General features: G+C 62.8%; 20 protein-coding genes. 9 read left to right on the top strand and 11 right to left on the bottom strand.

Annotated features, from left to right (window positions below):
* Positions 1–3 precede the first annotated feature (3 nt).
* Complete coding sequence (locus ARC23_RS06505) at positions 4–1,209, top strand: PP_RS20740 family protein (RefSeq protein ID WP_152985214.1); 1,206 nt, start codon at positions 4–6, stop codon at positions 1,207–1,209.
* Between the two features lie 176 nt (positions 1,210–1,385).
* On the opposite strand, the gene ARC23_RS06510 is transcribed toward ARC23_RS06505, so the two are convergent.
* The 5 genes from ARC23_RS06510 to ARC23_RS20730 form a co-directional block, all read right to left on the bottom strand.
* Positions 1,386–1,760, bottom strand: coding sequence for a hypothetical protein (locus tag ARC23_RS06510; RefSeq protein WP_057496489.1), 375 nt, complete (start codon positions 1,758–1,760; stop codon positions 1,386–1,388).
* A gap of 393 nt (positions 1,761–2,153) precedes the next feature.
* Positions 2,154–2,369, bottom strand: coding sequence for a hypothetical protein (locus ARC23_RS06515; RefSeq protein ID WP_203226342.1), 216 nt, complete (start codon positions 2,367–2,369; stop codon positions 2,154–2,156).
* Positions 2,370–2,425: 56 nt separating this feature from the next.
* Complete coding sequence (locus ARC23_RS06520) at positions 2,426–3,646, bottom strand: McrC family protein (protein ID WP_203226343.1); 1,221 nt, start codon at positions 3,644–3,646, stop codon at positions 2,426–2,428.
* Positions 3,647–3,732: 86 nt separating this feature from the next.
* The gene (locus tag ARC23_RS20725; RefSeq protein WP_057496491.1) at positions 3,733–4,776 is read right to left on the bottom strand and encodes an McrB family protein; all 1,044 of its coding nucleotides are present in this window, start codon (positions 4,774–4,776) and stop codon (positions 3,733–3,735) included.
* 174 nt (positions 4,777–4,950) lie between these two features.
* Positions 4,951–5,778: a hypothetical protein gene (locus ARC23_RS20730; protein ID WP_152985216.1), complete on the bottom strand. Its 828-nt coding sequence runs from the start codon at positions 5,776–5,778 to the stop codon at positions 4,951–4,953.
* Between the two features lie 287 nt (positions 5,779–6,065).
* Between ARC23_RS20730 and ARC23_RS06535 the strand changes: the two genes are divergently transcribed.
* Entirely contained in the window at positions 6,066–7,211 is a 1,146-nt protein-coding gene (locus ARC23_RS06535; RefSeq protein ID WP_057496493.1) for a YncE family protein, read from the top strand.
* A 114-nt stretch (positions 7,212–7,325) separates the two neighbouring features.
* Here ARC23_RS06535 and ARC23_RS06540 read toward each other — a convergent pair whose 3' ends face one another.
* Entirely contained in the window at positions 7,326–8,288 is a 963-nt protein-coding gene (locus tag ARC23_RS06540; protein ID WP_057496494.1) for a hypothetical protein, read from the bottom strand.
* Positions 8,289–8,459: 171 nt separating this feature from the next.
* Here ARC23_RS06540 and ARC23_RS20985 point away from each other — a divergent pair, with 171 nt between their 5' ends.
* Together ARC23_RS20985 and ARC23_RS06550 are read left to right on the top strand one after the other, a co-directional pair.
* Positions 8,460–10,313, top strand: a complete 1,854-nt coding sequence (locus ARC23_RS20985; protein ID WP_057496495.1) for a PAAR domain-containing protein — start codon at positions 8,460–8,462, stop codon at positions 10,311–10,313.
* The gene (locus ARC23_RS06550; RefSeq protein ID WP_057496496.1) at positions 10,310–10,987 is read left to right on the top strand and encodes a GAD-like domain-containing protein; all 678 of its coding nucleotides are present in this window, start codon (positions 10,310–10,312) and stop codon (positions 10,985–10,987) included. The genes ARC23_RS20985 and ARC23_RS06550 overlap by 4 nt, the downstream gene beginning before the upstream one ends.
* A gap of 85 nt (positions 10,988–11,072) precedes the next feature.
* On the opposite strand, the gene ARC23_RS06555 is transcribed toward ARC23_RS06550, so the two are convergent.
* A complete protein-coding gene (locus ARC23_RS06555; RefSeq protein ID WP_057496497.1) occupies positions 11,073–11,552 on the bottom strand; it encodes a nuclear transport factor 2 family protein in 480 nt (159 codons plus the stop codon).
* A 219-nt stretch (positions 11,553–11,771) separates the two neighbouring features.
* Here ARC23_RS06555 and ARC23_RS06560 point away from each other — a divergent pair, with 219 nt between their 5' ends.
* Positions 11,772–12,584: an alpha/beta fold hydrolase gene (locus ARC23_RS06560; protein WP_057496498.1), complete on the top strand. Its 813-nt coding sequence runs from the start codon at positions 11,772–11,774 to the stop codon at positions 12,582–12,584.
* Between the two features lie 9 nt (positions 12,585–12,593).
* The gene (locus tag ARC23_RS21060) at positions 12,594–12,767 is read left to right on the top strand and encodes a hypothetical protein (RefSeq protein ID WP_203226344.1); all 174 of its coding nucleotides are present in this window, start codon (positions 12,594–12,596) and stop codon (positions 12,765–12,767) included.
* 27 nt (positions 12,768–12,794) lie between these two features.
* Here the strand turns inward: ARC23_RS21060 and ARC23_RS06565 are convergent, their stop codons facing one another.
* Positions 12,795–13,475 (bottom strand): hypothetical protein, encoded by a 681-nt coding sequence (locus ARC23_RS06565; RefSeq protein WP_057496499.1) that lies wholly within the window; start codon positions 13,473–13,475, stop codon positions 12,795–12,797.
* Positions 13,476–13,607: 132 nt separating this feature from the next.
* Here ARC23_RS06565 and ARC23_RS06570 point away from each other — a divergent pair, with 132 nt between their 5' ends.
* Complete coding sequence (locus ARC23_RS06570; RefSeq protein WP_057496500.1) at positions 13,608–14,261, top strand: hypothetical protein; 654 nt, start codon at positions 13,608–13,610, stop codon at positions 14,259–14,261.
* A 65-nt stretch (positions 14,262–14,326) separates the two neighbouring features.
* Positions 14,327–15,295 carry a polysaccharide deacetylase family protein gene (locus ARC23_RS06575; RefSeq protein WP_057496501.1) on the top strand — a complete coding sequence of 323 codons (969 nt, stop codon included), beginning with the start codon at positions 14,327–14,329 and terminating at the stop codon, positions 15,293–15,295.
* A 3-nt stretch (positions 15,296–15,298) separates the two neighbouring features.
* On the opposite strand, the gene ARC23_RS06580 is transcribed toward ARC23_RS06575, so the two are convergent.
* The 3 genes from ARC23_RS06580 to ARC23_RS06585 all read right to left on the bottom strand — a co-directional run bounded on the left by ARC23_RS06580 (position 15,299) and on the right by ARC23_RS06585 (position 17,546).
* Positions 15,299–16,141: a class I SAM-dependent methyltransferase gene (locus tag ARC23_RS06580; RefSeq protein WP_057496502.1), complete on the bottom strand. Its 843-nt coding sequence runs from the start codon at positions 16,139–16,141 to the stop codon at positions 15,299–15,301.
* Between the two features lie 150 nt (positions 16,142–16,291).
* Positions 16,292–17,002: a hypothetical protein gene (locus tag ARC23_RS20735; protein ID WP_152985217.1), complete on the bottom strand. Its 711-nt coding sequence runs from the start codon at positions 17,000–17,002 to the stop codon at positions 16,292–16,294.
* Positions 17,003–17,129: 127 nt separating this feature from the next.
* On the bottom strand, positions 17,130–17,546 hold the full coding sequence (locus ARC23_RS06585; protein ID WP_057496503.1) for a hypothetical protein: 417 nt from the start codon (positions 17,544–17,546) through the stop codon (positions 17,130–17,132).
* A 90-nt stretch (positions 17,547–17,636) separates the two neighbouring features.
* Here ARC23_RS06585 and ARC23_RS06590 point away from each other — a divergent pair, with 90 nt between their 5' ends.
* A complete protein-coding gene (locus ARC23_RS06590) occupies positions 17,637–17,921 on the top strand; it encodes a hypothetical protein (RefSeq protein WP_057496504.1) in 285 nt (94 codons plus the stop codon).
* The last annotated feature ends 53 nt before the right edge of the window (positions 17,922–17,974 follow it).

A 17,974-nucleotide genomic window follows, 5' to 3' on the forward strand; every position in this document is an offset into this window, starting at 1 on the left:
CTCATGGATGAGCAACCATCAGGAATTGCTGACGACATATTTGATGGCAATTTTGACTACGAAGCACCAGTTCCAAGCAGGGAGAGAAAGTTCCTGCCGTGGCATAGACCAAGAAAACAGTTTGTTCGAGATCGTCAATGGGTGGGTGAGGTCGATCGTCTCTTGGACGCTTCCCCGCTCCGTGATGGTAAGCCTTTGACCTATCTTGGTTTGCCGGGAAATGACTTGCTTGATCTCCGGCATTTTCATAGAAAAATATGTAGTGTCCGTGGCTGTGGCCTCTATTTTCTGGGTTTTAACTCTGCGGCCAGAAGCAATAAGGACGATGAGTTTGAAATGAACTTGTCCTTGGCGGAAGTTAAGAGTTTAGAAATGATCGACGAAAGGTCTGATGTGATTCTTGACGAGTTCTCTCTCTTGTCCAGAACGCAATCGGTGGCGTATAGGCGCGCCCGTGACGTCGGCCCGTTTGATGTTATTAATCTAGATCTGTGCGACGGATTCGGTGTTCACCAACCCGGGCGAGAGAATGGTAGCTACTATGACTCGCTTTCCTCGCTATTGGCTCTCCAGGCCAGATACGATCGGCCTTGGCTTTTGTTCTTAACTACAAGAGTTGATAAGGATAGCGTGAATGAACGGGCGCTTGAAAAGCTCGTTGAGAAGTATCTCAACAATCTTAATGATAGTGAGCAGTTTGCGTCGAAATCATCAGAACTGTTTGGGATTCTCGACGATCAGACGTTGAGGGAAAAGATGGCGGCCGAGCTAGGACATGTGCAGGTATTCCTCACGGGGCTCGCAAAGTGGCTGATCTCCCTGGCTCTTCAAGGGCGTCCTCCCACGTCTGTTAAATTGAAGAGTGTAATGGGCTACCAAGTTGCAAGAAAATCAAGTTGCGCAGATTTAGTATCGCTGGCCTTTAGGTTCGATCCAGCCCATCAGGGGTTGCCCGATCCTTTGGGGCTCGCTGGTCGCGTAGAAGAGCAAATATCCGAGCCTGTATTGGCGGTGAGCGCAATTCAGAGAGTCGCTGCCATGAAGGATGTGGACGGTATTCTCTCGGGCGACGCGGCGCTCCTTAGTGAGGTGACAAGCGATATGGCTGATCTGGTCGAGCTAGCAAGGTATGATCGAAATCAGTTTATGAGATGGGTGGTTGGGGCGGCGCCCAACGCCGACGATATTGAGGTCACTCAGGTGGCATAAGCGTCGCCTCGATCTTGTGCGGATTCAAGCAGGGTCCGCACTTCTCATTCGTGTGCTGAGCGATTCTCAAGGTTGTCCGCCGATCTTCCTCTCACTGCGGAGATTATGCGATGCGCCTATGACTTGCATGCAAAGCACGGGCCCGCGATTCTCGATAAGGCTGGGCAATTTAGTTTCTATCGATGGCCCTGCAACCGCTCAGCCACTTGCGCAGTCAGCGCCAAACAGGCCATCTTTAACCCCTCCATCACCCGATCCCCCAGGTACTCCTCGGGCGCGCCGTTCTGCCGCGTCCGCTCCGCAGCCAGCATCAACTCCGCGACCACTCGTAACCCGGCCGCAGCACAATCCGCGTCTGCCAGCTGAAGGCAACGCCCAGGCAGCTGATGCCGCTCCGGCCAAGGCTGGCCATCCGCAGCCGCACCGGTTCCGATGCAGCGAAGCGTGGCGACGAAAGATCTGGGATCGGTGAACGGTTCGCGTTCGACGTCGGCGTGGGCGTTGTCCGGATCGTATAGCGCGTGCAGGGAACGGAAATCCGAGGTGCTCATGGCAATGCTCCGTACAGGACAGATAGAAGCGCCACCGATAAAAGTGGCGGACGATGCGAGGCTCGAAAACCGGTCAACAACCAATCCGGCGGGTCCGAAGACCCCCACGCACCGTCCGCCATGGACCGCGAACGGATTGCCAGCCGGCGCCACGCAGAGGTGGCGCCGGCTGACAAGCGCAAACACCAGGCCGCATGGGCCGCAGGTGTTGACGCTTACGGCATTGTTGCATGGCAGGCGCACGGCGGAACCCTTGCGGTGCAGCGGTCTCGGCCGTTGCTAAGTTACCGCCCGAATGCGCTCCTAAAAGCACGGTTTGCCGCCGCCCGCGGTTCCAAAAGCGACACCCAGCTCAAAGCGTCGGCAGGCGAGGTGTGCCAATTGCGACACGGCTTAACGCTTCGGCGCTACGCCCGGCCGTAGCCACAAGGCGTCGTCACGATCCAAGTCGTAGTCGCTGCCAAATGCCAGCGCCGCTTCGCGTGGTGGCAGATCCGCGTAGCAATCCAGCAGATACTCATCCATACCGGCATCGTTGTGGTCGATGGCGAACAGGCACAGCAGCTCATTGTCGAAGGCGTCTAGCCACGCGGCGTCGATTCGGGTCATGGTCATCCTCCAGTGGGGCGGGGAAGATGACGCGTCCTCGTCTCAAGACGTTGGATTCAACCCGCCACACCGTCCTCCGGCCATTCCCACCCCTCCGGCAGCAGCACTTCCGCCCGCTTCAGGCAGAACGGCAGCACCCACAACTGCAACCCTTCGCTGCCCGGAAAGTCGAACACCGGCAGCGGCTGATCCAGCTTGTCGGTACGCGGGTAGACCAGCGCAACCACGCCCTGTCCGCCCAGATAGCTGCGCCCATAGGCATGCAGCTGGTAGAAATCATCCTGCTGCAGGCCGTACTTGTGGGTGCCGTTGGCCAGGCCGGCATCCAGCAGCTTCCACTTGGTGTCCAGTACCAATACGTCTGTCTTCTGCCGGCTCACCACCATATCCGGGCGCAGCTGGAACCACTTTGCACCGCCGTGATTCACCAGATGATGCCGCCTGACCTGGGTATCCAGCGCGAGATGCGCAGGTAGCTGCTTCTGGAAGTGCCTCGCCACGTAGGCCTCGAACAGCCTTTCCATCGGAAACAGCAACGATGGTGCCTGCTGCGCGCCTATCGACGACGTAGGCGAAAGCCCCTGCAGGATCAGACGGGTCCAATCCAGCGCTTCGCGATAGGTGCGCATGTTGCGGTCCAGCTGCACCCGTTGCATGTCCTGGTCCGGGTCGCGGCTGACCGGTACCTCGGCGAAGACGGTCAGCAGTTCCCGTGCCAGCCGCTGATGGTCGGTCACGCGGGTTGCGCCCAGTACCTTCCGCAACGCTGAGTGGATCAGCCGGTTCTCTGGCCTGTCCATGCTGAACTCATCGTGGGCGGTGTGGAAGCGATCGGCACGAACCAGATTGCGGCGTAGATGCTGGGCAACGAGCAGCCTTCCGCGCAGCGCGGGCAGATCATCCTCTTTCGTCTGGTACTGGCCGCGCAGCCCACTGCGGGTCACCGTCACCACTGTGCGCAGGAACTCGCCAACGAACACCTCCAGCAATGGCATGCTGTCGGTGGCAAGCTGCGCATCGCCGAATCGAAGGTGCGAGAATTGTTGCAGGCAGCGTAGCATCCTCAGCAGCAGCGCCCGTGCCTCGCCAGCGCCGGCATCCAGCGCCTTGCCCACCTTGGGCAGGATCTCGATCTGCAGGCCGCCTGGCGCCATGACCACGCCCACATGGCTGGTGACCTGAACCCCTCGGCGGCAACGGCGCACCCACGGGGACAGCTTGCTGTCGATCAGTTCCAACGACTGCCGTTCCAGCCACCGGTAAACGCCATCGGGCACGACATGTGCACCACCGGGCACTGGGTCCGATGATGAGGCCGGCACGAGTACGTCGTACTCGTGCAGTGTGAGCGTGGCCGCCGTGCTCACTCGTTGCCCAGCAGCGTGCTGTAGATGCCCACGTAGGCGGCAGGGGAGTGCAGCGCCTTGGCATTGCGGCTGAAGCGCGTGCGTGCACCATGTCCTTCGGCCGCAGCCGCAGAACCGAACAGCCGTGCCAGTGTCTGGTCATCGCCGTTGCTCTCCCGCACGAACTGCAGGTCGGGAAGCTTCTGGTTGTCGCCCAGCACGAGGCGGATCTTCTGCCAGTCGTCGTAGAAGTACTCTTCCAGCAACGGGAGGATCTGCTTGTCGAAGAGGGCGATCAGCGCGGACATACGCTCACTGCCATCCTTGAAATGCTTCAGCGGCCGGAAGTAGGCGTGGCCGATCAGATGGTCACGATCGTAAAGTGCCTCGATCCGCTGGTTGATGGCAGTGAGCAGCTTCGGAATATGGATGCACACGCCTTCCATGTTGACGCGCAGGCCCGCCAGCGGCGCCCGGCCCTCGTCCTTGGCGTCCGGCAGAACCTCCACGAACTCGAATCGGCGGCGAAGCGCCGTATCCAGCGTTGCCAGGGATCGGTCGGCCGTGTTCATGGTGCCGATGATGCTGACGTTGCGCGGGACGGAGAAGGCACGCTGCGAGTAGGGCAGGGTGACCGAATGGCAGTTCTCCATGCCGGTCCGCTTGTCCAGCTCGATCAACGTGATCAGTTCGCCGAAGATCTTGCTGATGTTGCCGCGGTTGATCTCGTCGATGACGATGGCGAACATCTCATCGGGATACTTGCGAGCGCGCTCGCAGAGCTTCAGGAACACGCCCGGACGGACTTCATAGCGCACCTGGCCCTGCGCGCCCTCCTCGATGACCGGGCGCAGCCCTTCGATGAAATCTTCGTAGCCGTAGGACTGGTGGAAGGTGACGAAGCTGTAGCGTTGGGTCTCGCCCTGCGCAGCCGATTCGTCGCCATCACCGGCGGTGAACTGATCTTCCAGCAGGAACTTCAGTTGGTAGGTCTTGCCGGTGCCCGGCGGGCCGAAGTAGATGCGATTGAACGCAAGCTCCGCCGCAATCGCGTCCTGCACTGCGGGCTGCTCGCTGGCATCGTCGTCAGCCTCCAGCAGCTCCGATGTGGCCGAGACATCGTCACCGGCCTGCGCCGGCCAGAAGCCGTCACGTTCTTCATCGGTGCGGATCAGCTCCTGCAGGACTTCGTCGTCGGCATCCAGCGCGGCCTCGATGTCATCGACGATCTTCTCTTAAATGCCCTTTCGCACGAAGCGGGAAATGCTCTGCAACTCGTGACGCCAGGTCACCTGGCAGGCACGGCTGCCCATCACCAGGCCCACGACCGAGACGGCGCGCGCGCTTCCGGCATTCTTCCGGCCAAAGCGCAGATGGGTGCGGCTGCCGGCAAACCACCAGTCCATGCCTGCATCGTGAACCAATCGGGCCAATCGGCAGAACTGGTCGGTCTCGGCCGCAGACCAACCCTTGCGCATGGCGCGGAACTCTTCGTTGACGTCGAAGTGCTTGAGGATAGCATCCGGTGCCACGTCTCGAGTCACGCCGATCCGATGTGCGACTTGCTCGTAACCCAGCGAGAACTTACCGATGGCGTCTTTGCTCCACTCAACCAGTTCGTCCAGACTCATGGATAGTCCCTTGTCGATCGGTAGCACCGCCACGATCGGGGAGGCATGGCTCGGGCCGCGCAGGTCCAGGTAGGCGTCGCGTACAGGGTGGCCCTGCTGCAGCTTCACCGTGTCGATCTTGACCACGAAGCCTTCATTGCCGTTGAGTCCAACGGTATAGGCGAGCGAGGTGGGCGAGTCCGGATCGGGATAGATTTTGGCCCAGTTGTAGGACAGGAAGTAGTTGCCCTGGTTGGTCGGGCGTCGGCGCGCGTTGACGCGGCCCTCTTCAAACATCGAGTGCTTGATGCGCTTCGCCCATTCGAGGGTGAGATCGTAGGCCTGGCGCAGCTTCTTGTACGCGGCCTCATGCGCGGCATCGGTTTGATCGAACTTCTTCCCTTGCAGCGACTGCAGCAGGTTGAAATGTTCTTGCGTGAAGAATTCGGACATCGGGCCTTCCATTCCTTGACGATGCGGGCGGACTCATTCCGCCTTGGGGTGATTGCAGCACCTAGTGCTAGGCGGCAGCAACGGGCGGAACTTTAGGGCGGGCTCCTGGGCGTTTGGCAGGGATTGCGCGGGCGCCCGGTACAGCATCCCACCCCGCCTCCCCGTCTCCTGCTACCATTCCCCCCGCTACCCCAGCCAGCCTTTCCGTGCGCAGACCGCCGGAACGGCCGTCTCCGTACGGCCCAGCGAGCCAGGACACCCTCCCGTGCCCTTTCAAGGATGCTCGCATGTTCCGTCATTCCGCTTTCCGCTCGGCCGCCTTGGCCCTTGCCGTCTCGCTCAGCCTCGGCGCGCCCGCCGCCTTCGCCGATAGCGCCCCGGCCGCCAGCGCCACCACCGCCGTGCAGCGCCAGGCCGTGGCCAAGGGCCTGTACGAGCTGGCCTACAGTCCGAAACAGAACGCCGTATTCGTCGCCTCGTCCGGCGGCTTCGGCGATGACGCCCGCCCGGCCCAGGTGCTGCGCCTGAACCCGTACACGCTGGCCGTGGAAACCCGCATCCCGCTCGAGCGCAAGGCGTTCGGCGTGGTGCTGGACGACGCCCACAACCGCCTGTACGTGGGCAACACCGTGGACCTGTCGGTGACCGTGGTCGACACCGCGCAGAACAAGGCTATCGGCACCATCCAGCTGATGGAGAAGAAGACCGGCAAGGACGGCAAGGCCGCCTACACCCACGACCTGCGCGAGCTGGTGGTCGACAGCGCCGGCAACCGCCTGTACGTGACCGGCCACAGCAGCCAGCCGGACGTGAGCAGCGTGCTGTTCGTGATTGATACCACCACGCAGAAGGTGATCAACACCATCGACGGCCTGGGCAATGCCAAGGCCCCGGGCCTGGCGCTGGATGCGGCCAATAAGCGCGTCTACACCAGCAATCTGCTGGCCGACCTGGTAGTGGTGGGCACCGACTCGAACAAGGTGGTGGCCCAGCATAAGATCGCCGCCGAGCAGCCGATGAACATCGCGCTCGACCCGGCCGGCAAGCGCCTGTTCGTGACCGACCAAGGCTCGGAATTCCTGCGTGGCTACCAGGCCAAGAGCAGCGGCCTGGTCAGCAAGCATCCGGGCCAGCGCGTGCTGGTGCTGGACCGCAGCAACGGCAAGGAACTGGCCAGCATCCCCACCGACGCTGGCCCGCTGGGCATCCTGCTGGACGCACCGCGCAAGCGCCTGTACGTGACCAACCGCGAAGCGGGCACGGTGACGGCGTACAACAGTGACAGCTACCAGAAGGTGGCGACTTACACCGTGCCGACCCACCCGAACAGCCTGGCGCTGGATGCGAAGAACAACGTGTTGTTCGTGAGCATCAAGAACGGTGAGAAGGATGCCAAGGGCGCTGACGAGAGCGTGGCGCGGATTCAGTTGTAAGTGCTGCAGCTGCGACAGGAAGGGGCAGGCATCGACCTGTCCCTTCCCAATTGCATGCCAGCCAATTCTCTGCAGGCGGAAGATGTTCCAAGATGCTGAACACCTCTGTGGGCATCAACCGCCCTCGGCCGCAATTTCCTGGTTGATCTTCAGTGAGACGAAGTCAGGCGCAGATTCGCATCTGAACTCCATCAGTGATTGCTCGGTGACGCTCGAAGGAAGCGCCCTTACCTTGCTGGCCGGAACCAGGTAGTAGTTCCCGTCCTCACTGATGAACAGTACGTCGAGCACCAGCTCTTTGTAGATCTCGTATGACGATGGATAGTCAAAATCATCCTTCAGCTGCTGGTAGTCGAAGGGCGTTTCCAGCTGGCTATTCAATCGGAGATCGACGCGGCCTCGCTCGGGCAGCATCTGTGGATCGGCCCGGATATTGTGCAGCTTGAACAGCCGGCCCAGGAGGTGCTTGACGTGCTTCTCCCAAAGCTCATCGATCAGGCAAGGGTCCATGCAGGCCATGCCGATGCAGAGCGCCAGCCTCTCGATCGGCGATACTTCGTCGAGGCTGATCGACGTACTCGCTTCCCCCTTGCTCAATCTTCGCTCGCTGGGATGAATTGTGTACCGACCATTGTCATAGTCGTGCGCCCCTCCGTGCTGGCCGCTCCCTCTGATGGGTCCAAGGTGCTCATAGATTAAAAGCAGGCGCGGCATCAGCCAGTCCCTTCCTTTGAAGGGCTCAATAAGGGATGAGTCATCTTGGGCGCGCAGTTTCTCTGCCTTCTGCTTGGTCTGCAGAGGCGCCTCTTCGCCGGTTGCGTGCTCAATTGCTCGGCAAAGCGAAATATCCAGCACTTTGAACGATTCGTGGATGGCTTGCTGAGGGCCGATTCCCGACGCCGAATTCCCAGCAGTACTGATGAAACCGTAGCCGCGGCGGCAGGGCTCGTCATCCTCGTACCATCCAACCATCGCTGGACGGCGCCTTTGAAAATCGTCCACAAGATCCGAGTGCCTGCTTGAGAGCGCATCGATGTCTTCTTTGATCAGTTCCCGTAGGGTGTTCTTTGATGCCATGGCTCTTTGATTCCCTTCTGCTGTCCCAGAGCGGTGCGCTCCGCTGCACAGGATCTTAGTTCAGTCCGGCATCTTATGCCCACCTAGGAATTGTTTGAAAAACAGGCGCGCAGCGGCCTGCAGCTGGATGCCCACTACCTTCTCCCGCCAGAGCCGGGCGAGGGAGAGCACATGCAGCGGGTCGTGATCGTCGTCGGTGACCGCACCACCGGCGGTGGCGAAGTGCTGACCGGTGCGCCAAGCACCTTCATCAACAACATCGCCGTTGCCCGCGTGGGCGACAAGGCCAGCTGCCCGAAGCACGGTGGCTTCTTCGCCATCGTCACCGGTGACCATACCTTCATGATCGATGGCCTCCCGCTGGCCCGCCATGGCGATTCGCTGGCCTGCGGCTGCAGACTGCTTGCCTCGCGGCAGAGCATGGTGACAGTGGAAGCGGGCGGCGGCGCTGCGGCGCAGGCGGCATCGCCACCAGCCAGCACCACGCCATCACCAGCCGGATTCGTGCCCGCCGGGACCGCCGCGCGTGCGACTGACGCCGCGTCACCGCGCAGGCAGGACATCCTGCTGCACTACCACTACGGCGATCTCGACCGAACTCCGGTACGCGGTGTGGACTACCAGGTGACGCTGCCTGACGACCGGGTGGTGACCGGCCGGCTGGACGACACGGGCCGCGCGCGCATTCCGAACGTGACAGTCGGCCCCGTGCAGACACCGCAGGTGCTGTTCCAACCCGAGCTGAGCGACGACGACGATGCGCCGATCCTCGCGGCGCGCGCAAAACTCAAGGCGGCACTGGACGCCATCGTCGCGCAGACCCGCAACGACATGACCTCGGCATGGCAGCAATGGGACGAGGCCGGCCCGCTCAAACGCTGGGGCCTGCAGCGCGGCAACCAGGCGCTGGGCACCGGGCAGGGCGCTTGGGACTACGTGGTGGGAACGGTCGAGACCGCCGTGGATATGGCGGTGTTGATGTACCAGACAGACCGCGAGATCAGGGAGTGGACCCGCCTGCTGCTCACAGGTGATCGCGATGCGATGGATCGCAAGATCGCCGCGATGCGCACAGCGGGCGAAACGGTGATGGCGGCTGCCAGCGAGGCCAAGGAGCTGTTCAACCTGCTGATCGAGGACCCGGCCATCACCCAACAGTTGCCTGCCTTCGCCGTGGCCTGGTGGGATGCGCTGCCGCCGGACGAGCAGGAGAACCTGCAGGCACGTTTCGGCGCGCAGATCATGATGGATGCAGTGGTTTCCATCTTGCTGGCCGCGGTGACGGTGGAGCTGGGTGGCGCAGCGGGATTCGGTTACGCGGCCGCCAAGGCTGGGCGAACGGCGACCCGCATCGGCTCGCGCCTGCTGCATCTGATGGAAGAGGTCGAGGACGCGTTCAAGGGATTGGCCAAGACGCTGAAGCACCGCAAGCGCCGGCAGGCCGATGGCAATCGCACGCCGGATGGCAGCCGGAAGGTGGAAACGAAACGGATACCCAAACGGATGCCGCGCAAAGACTTGCCCTGCTTCAGTCCTCAAAAGCTGCCTGCATCCAAGTACCCGGAGATGGATCGTCAGCTGAAGGGACAGGAGCAGGGGCTGAACGATATGAGCGTTGAGGATTACCTCAGTGCACGGGCGGCGTTTGACCCGAACAATCGCGACAGGGCGGCCGCAAGGAAGGCAAGAGAAGACTTTAAAGAAAAGATCAAGAATGAAAAGTATGACGAGCTCGCTTCCGAGGTGGATGATCCGAAAGTTGCGGAGCGTCTGGCAACGGAGCATGCAGACGCAACGATGAAGGCCTTGAACGCCCTGCACAATCCCGACCTTGTGGCAGGGGGCCAGAACACAATCGCCGACTTCGGCGACGCAGAGGTCAATCACACCATCGGTCGTCAATGGAGCCATGCTAGAAAGGACCAGACCACGCGCATCCAGGACCTGGATGCGGCGGCAAGACAAGTCCCGGTGGACGAGCGACGCACCACAAAGATGAACGGCGGATTGGAGCGCTGCAGATGATCGAGATGCTCGACAAGCACTATGAGTACTTCCACTCAGACAAGGGTTTTGGCCCCGCCGTTGACACAAGACAGGTATCGCAATCGAAGTTGGAGTACTACCGGGGAAAGATCCCAGACAAGCTACTGGAATACTGGCGGGCGTACGGCTTTGCTGGTTACGGAAAAGGGATCTTCTGGATAACTGATCCGGATGACTACGCCGAAGCCCTCAATGCCTGGCTCTATGGAACTGAGTTCTATGGGAAGGATCACTACTACGTCATCGGCCGCAGCGCCTTCGGGAACCTGACACTGTGGGGAACCAGGACCGGGCGTAGCCTAACCATCAACTGCGCATGGGCAATGATCTTTCCTACCGACAAATCTCGCTGGATGAGGGAAGGGAAGGCGGATTCTCTGATTTCAACGTGGCTGTCCGGGATGAGTGTCGATTATCCGAATGAGACCGATGACAAGGGCATTCCTCTCTTTGACCGCGCCGTAGAACTGCTAGGCCCACTGAACCATGACGAAATGTATGGCTTCGTCCCGGCACTCGCACTCGGTGGGCCATGCCGGCTCGATCACCTGAAGAAGGTCAATGCCGCCGAGCACCTGTTGTTCCTGGCTCAGCTGGGGGAGCGTCGGGTCATGGTGGACATCGTGGCCGAGGCGAAGAAGCTGGGTCTGTGAGCCAGCGGGTCAGGATGACTTTACCTTTCTCCGGACTGCAGCCGAGCGTGGGCTCGGCTCTACATGACGCCACGCAGCGGTTTCGTCACTCCGCCGGCCGATGGTCGTAACTGATCACCCGTTCCACCTGCCACTGCCCATCCACGCGCCGCCAGACCTGGATGAAGCGCGCCTGCCCGGTCCAATGCTCCACACCCTTCGCATCGCGCTCGTGGAAGCGGTGGTCGCCGATTTCCAGCGCCCGCTCATCGTGCAGCGGAAAGACCTGCAACGAGCTCTCCACCAGCTCACGGCGCAGGCGGATTTGGTTGGCGCGGGTGCGTTCACACAGCGCGGCCACGCTGCGGCGGAAGTCGTCGCGGCTGCTGGCAGACTTGCCGTCCTTGTCATGGAAGAACTCCATGTCCCTGGTGGTCATCGACGCGGCCTTGTCGGCATCGCAGTCTTCGAACGCGGCGGCGAACAGCTGTGTATCCGCCTGGCGGATCTGTTCGCGCAGGGTGTCGGGCGCGCTCGGGGCGGCGGCGAGGCCGGCGGCCAGCAGGGGCAGGGTGAACAGCAGCATGGGCAATCTCCCGGAGGTGGTTCACGCAGGCTGGCACGGCCCGCTGCGCCCCGCTGCCGTGCTGCGACGAAACCGGCGCCGGGCGCGATGAAACCCGGTCTTGGCGGCACGGCCACCCGGCCACCTGTGCACGCCGTGTCACAGTGCGCCGCGATTCCCTCACGGGCGGCATAGGGATGGGGCTCTAGCCTGCAACTCTGCCCTTCCACAGGAGCCCCCATGTCCGCTTCCCGTATCCGCCTGCACGTTGAAGACACCGGCGGCGATGGCCGCCCGGTCATCCTCATCCATGGCTGGCCGCTGTCGGCCGACGCCTGGAAGCCTCAGGTGTCAATCCTGCGCGATGCCCAGTTCCGGGTGATCAGCTACGACCGTCGTGGCTTCGGCCGCTCCGAAAAGCCCGCCGACGGCTATGACTACGACAGCCTGGCGGCGGACCTGGCGGCGTTGATCGAAGAGCGCGACCTGCGCGAGGTGACGTTGGTCGGCTTCTCGATGGGCGGTGGCGAGGTGGCCCGCTACGTTGCCAACCAAGGTGAGGATCGCTTGCACAGCGTGGTGTTCGCCGCCGCCGTGCCGCCGTATCTGCTGAAGAGTGACGACAATCCGGACGGCCCGCTGACCCAGGACAAGGCCGATGAGATGCGCCGCGGCCTGGAGAAGGATCGCGAGGCGTTCTTCGATGGCTTCACCCGCGATTTCTTCAGCGCTGACGGCAAACTGATGGTGACCGAAGATCAGCGCCAGGCCGCGATCGCGCTGTGCCATCAGTCCGACCAGACCGCCGCGCTGGGCTGCATGCAGTCCTTCGCCACCACCGATTTCCGCGATGACCTCAAGAAGATCACCGTGCCGACCTTGGTCCTGCACGGTGACAGCGACGCCATCGTGCCGTTTGAAGGCTCGGGCGAGCGCACGCACCAGGCCATTGCGGGCAGCGAGGTGGTGATCCTGCAAGGCGCGCCGCACGGCTGCAATACCAGCCATGCCGACCACTTCAATCTGGCGCTGCTGAACTTCCTGAAGAAGTAAACTGGCGCCATGCGCAAAACTGCAACGCCACCCTGGAAGAAGCCCAACCCCAAGGGCCAGAAATCCCAGCCGCTGTCGCCGGCGCAGAAGGACGCGGCCCGGCAGCGGGCGGAAGAGAATGGTCGCCCGTACCCGAACCTGGTCGACAACATGTGGGCGGCCAAGCTGCCGCGCGGTGATTGATATCGGGAGCCGGGCGTGGGCTCGGCTCTACCTCTCAATCAGTGGCGACCAGCCGGTGTCCCTCCACGGGGCTACGTCCGCCTGCCGCACCGATACCGCGTCGGCGGGCAGGCCAGCCAGCTGCGCCAGCTCGGCCTGCAATGCCACCGCATCCACGGCATTGGGAATGGCCACCTGCAATCGATCGCCAAGATGGCGGATCTGCACGGGAAGCTGTGCGCGCGCTTCGTGGTCGCCGCCGAAGCGGCCGATCGGGTAGCGCATCACGACCGGGCGTGCCAGCGGCACCAACGCGGGCTGCCACCGTTGCAGCACCACGGGCTGCGCCGCCACCGGAACGCGGACTTCGGCGATCGTGACCGGGTAGCCGCGCAGGCTCTCGACCATCACCTGGAAGCGTGCACCATCGGGCATCGCCACCACCGTAACCGCCAGCGCACCCAGCGCCACCATCGTACCGGCGAAGTACCAGCGGCGCGGGGCGCTGGCAGGGCGCATTGCGCTGCGCAGGCCGGGGCGGCGGCGCAGTGCGCGCGCGTACAGGCGGCGGTCCTTTTTGCGGGGGCTGCTGCTGTGCGCGGGCAGGTTCAGCGGCACCGGCGGCAGGCGCGCTGCACGCGCGTTGATCAGGCGTGACAGCAGCCAGGCCACCAGTGCGAATGTAAACAGCGGCAGCAGCGTGCGCACCGCCAGGTACAGCGTCACCATCCTGCGCACTCCCTGCACGCTCGCGTCTTTCCGGCTAGCCATCCTACCGGTACACGTTGCGTATGTCGCATCTGCCAGCCGACAGCGCCGGTACGCTTGGTTAGCATGGCACCCCGTTGCAAGGAGGTACCCATGCCCGCGACTGCCTCCCGTCTTGGCCGCCTGTTCGGGCCAGCGTTGATGTTGTTCCTGTTGCAGGTGCTCGCGCTGCTGGCGCTGGGCTTGGAGGCCGGCTACTTCCATCATCGCGTGGCGCTGCTGCTGGAGCCGCTCAGCACGGCCTGCGGCGGGCCGGATCCGGTGGCGCGGCTGCAGGTGGCCGAGCAGCTGATGGCCCGCGCCGAGGCGCTGGACGATTGGCAACCGCTGCGCTGGATTCCGCTGATGGGCATCGTGCTGGCACTGTTGGGCGCCATGACGCTGTGCGCCAGCCGGGCGTTGCGCATGCCCCAACGATGGCGTGCGGCGGGCGGATCGCTGGCGCTGCTGCACGGCGCCGCATTGGCGCTGGCGAGCTGGACGCTGCACCTGTATGAGAACGCCTGGAGCAGTCTGGCCAGCCTGTCCCCTGCGACATGCCTGGTGGATCTGACCGAGCACGGCAAGGTGCCGCTGGCGCAGGCGCAACAGGTGGTGTTCCACATTCTCACCCGCGAGCATGCGCCGCTGCAGCGCAACCCGGACGATCTGGCCCTGGTGCTGGCCATGCTGCTGTTGATGGCAATGGTCGCCAGTCTTGCGCTGTGGCGCGCTGCGGCACGCGGCGGTGCGTTCGCTGACGGCTGAGCCCATCTCGGCGAACGCCTGCATTCGCGCTACAGTCCACGCAGTGTCCCGACAAGGAAGTGCCGATGCGTGCGTTGTTGCGAGCCCTGCCGTTGCTGTTGCTGTCACTGGCCGTGCAGGCTGCCGGGGTTGATCGTCGCATTGCGGTGACCATCGATGACCTGCCCTGGGCGCGGGTGGACGAGATCGTACCGGCCGATCTGCAGGCGCGGCATGCCGCGTTGATGGCGCAGCTGCACCAGGCCAACGTGCCGGTGGTCGGCTTCGTCAACGAGAACAAGCTGGAGGTGGATGGGCAGGTGCAGCCGGCGCGCGTGCAGATGCTGCGCGACTGGCTGCAGGCCGGGTATGTGCTGGGTAATCACACCTACTCGCACATGGACCTCAATGCCAAGGGAGTGCCGACGTTCCAGCAGGATTTCCTGCGCGGCGAGACGGTGCTGCGGCCGCTGCTGGCCGAGCATGGGCAGGTGCCGCAGTGGATGCGCCATCCCTACCTGCGCGCAGGCCGTACCGTGGACGAGCGCGTGCAGATGGATGCGTTCTTCAAGGCGCACGGCTACCGCGTGGCACCGGTGACGGTCGACAACGGTGAGTGGGTGTGGGCATTCGCCTATGCCAACGTGATGAACGAACACCCCGATTCGCCTGCACGCGAGGCCACGCTGGCACAGCTGCGCAAGGGCTATGTGCCGTACATGCTGAACAAGCTGGATTACTACGAGAAGCAGTCGCAGGCGCTGCTGGGCTATGCGCTGCCGCAGGTGTGGCTGATGCACGCCAACGAGCTCAATGCCGCCACGTTCGCCGAACTGGTGGCGGCGACGAAGCGCCGTGGCTATCGCTTCGTGTCACTGGACGAGGCGATGCGCGATCCGGCCTACGCGCGCGGCGCCGAAGGCTACAACGGCCGCTACGGCCCCAGCTGGTTGCACCGCTGGGCAATGGCGGAGAAGAAGCCGAAGGACTTCTATGCCGGCGAGCCGGTGGTGCCGAGGTGGGTGATGCAGTTGGCGAAGGTGGATTCGGAGTGAAGCTCAGCGCTTGACGGCCAGCACCCCATCCAGTGCCAGCTCTGCCTTGAAGCCGGCCTTTTCCAGCCGCTTGGCTACTTCGCGCGGCACATCGCGGCCGCTGGTCAGCTTGTTCGGTGCGCCGGTGTAGTGGAACAGGCGGCCGCCCTTGCGGATGACGCGGGCGAGGTGATCGTAGAACACCTGTGAGTACAGTTCGCCGGCGATGCCGAAGCGCGGCGGGTCGTGCAGGATCGCGTCGACACTGTTGCTGGCCACCTGTTCGATCTGCTGCGAGACGTCGCCGTGGCTGAACTGCAGGCGGCCACCGGCCGCGGCCGAGTCTGGATCCGGCGACCACGGGTTGAGGGTGCGCAGCCACATTACGTCGGCGTTCTTCTCGAACGAGCGGATCTGGCCGACACCGGCTTCCAGCGCACAGGCAGCGAAGTAGCCCAGGCCACCGCAGGTGTCGAGGATGACCTTGCCGGCCGGGGCGACCAGCTCGACCTTGCGGCGCGCATCCTCGAACGGTGACAGCTTGGAGGTCGGCAGCATCTTGATGCCGTCGATCTCGAAGGTCGGTGCACCCCATTCGGTCGGCACCAGCTTGATCAACGAGCCGCTATAGCGCGAGATCGGTGCGAAGTCCTCGCCGTCCCAGTAGTACAGCGTGCGGTCCTTCAGCTTGCCCGGCCAGGGGTAGGGCTGGCCACGGAAGTGGAAGCCGTCCGCATCCAGCGCCACGTTGTCCTGGCTGCGGCCGAGGTCGAGCGAGCCCTGCCAGTCGGCAGCGCCCTTGTCATGGGCACGGCGCAGGGTGTCGGCGCTGTCGCGGGTCAGCAGGGGGCCGGTGTAGTGGGGCACGGCGGGTACCGGGGCGGTTCGGGGGAGGGCATGGTACCGCAGGGCTCATGATGGGTTGAAAGAGTGATTTTTGACCATGGTCGTTGAGAACAACGGTCTATGGGGCATGTGTAACTAATCTCAGTATGACGGGATGCCGCGACGCGGCCTTCAGTGAAAGGCTGAAAGCCGCCTAAGATCAGTTGCCTGCTGGGCGAACTGAGTTCCGCGATTGGATGCGCATTGCCTTGGTATGCACACGTCCAGCGAGGTGCTCACGAATCGTGACTCCATTATGGTGCAGACGACGCCAATTCCCTCGCTGAGATAGAAGGGGGATGAATAATGACGTGTATCGCTAAAATAGCATCTGCCGTTGTCAATGCCGATCTTGGCTGTTCGGGCTCCCGCGACGGAGCTCTCTGCGTTCATCTGGCCTGTTGAATAATAGGACACGCCCACAGGAACACGTCCATTCGGCGCAGTTGCCGTAACCCAGTCAATACTCTTCGAACTCCATTTTGAGGTTGGATTCCCTGGGGTGTTTTCACGAGTGCATGCCCAGCCTGCTGCCGGCCCTTCAATCGTCCCCTCCCCTTGAGATGGTTCCATATCCATGGAAGCGCAGAAAGCTTGGTGGTAGAGCTTAGTCGCCTCCGACTGGTCGCTGTATCGATAGATCAGTCGTCCAAATCCATCAGGCTTCAGATGCTGATCAACTTGAATCTGCCCTCCATCGAAGTCTGGCCAAGTTGTACGGCGAACAATGATGATCTCTCCTTTGGCGCTGAGCTCCGTTCTGTCGACACTCAATGGTGTTTCTGCGAATGCAGGCGAGGCCGTGGCGATTGCCAGACACAGGATCAGTGTGCGATTACTCATCTGCGAGTCTCCGTTCTTCGGCTGCGGAGACACTAGGCTCAACAATGTTCAGTTTTCAGATTGTGACCCGCACCGTACTTGACCAGATTTCAAACTTTTCTTGCTAGTTTGAATGTTGATCCATCGCTCAATCGCACTTCACCGCATACACCGGCCCGGCCCCGATCAGCATCAGCGCCATGTAGTCGCTGTCGCTGGCCTTGCCCTTCAGCGTCGCGCCCTTGTTGAAGTGGAAGATGCCGAAGCCGCCGGCCATGCGGATCAGCGCACTGTCGATCTGGTCGGCGTCATCGCGGAAGTAGCGGCCGATCTCGCTGTTGCTGGCCTTGTGCAGGGCGTTCGGTTCGCGCTGCCACTGGCCATCGCGACCGAAGGAAACGAAGTACTGGCCGCCTTCCTTGTCGATGCGGAAATCGGCGGGCTTGCGCGCGCTGGTGGCGAAGCAGCCCTGCAATGGGTCGGCGGAGAAGGGAAGCCGCGCATCGTCGCCGCAGGCAGCGAGCAGCAGGAGGGCACCGGGCAGCAGCAGGCGGAGCGCGCGCATGGGATGTCCCTACAGGGCAGGTGCGGCTAGTGTAGGCAGCACGCGGGCGTGGCCCGTACAGAAATTCGGCAAGGTCAGAGGGGTTTTCGGATGGCGCAGGGCAAGGCACCGTGGTGCGGCGTGGCCAGTTGGCTGGGCATGGTGGTCGGCTGGGGCGCGGGTGCATTGGCTGCACAGGCGGCGGTGGCGGCCGGCGGCAATGGCCTGGCCGCGGGGATGGGCGTGGCTGTGCTGGGTGCGGCGCTCGTGGGTGCCGGCTTTGCCGTGGCCTCGCGCGTGCGCGGCGAGCGCTGGCCGTGGGTCGGCATTGCCGGTGCGGTCGTGAGCGCGCTGCCGCTGCTGATGTACCTGCTGCGGATGATGCTGAAGCTCTGACGGTAGTGCCGGCCGCTGTCCGGCAACACTGGATTGCTTCCGGAGCCCATGAG

The organism is Stenotrophomonas beteli (assembly GCF_001431665.1).
Taxonomy (GTDB): Bacteria; Pseudomonadota; Gammaproteobacteria; order Xanthomonadales; family Xanthomonadaceae; genus Stenotrophomonas; species Stenotrophomonas beteli.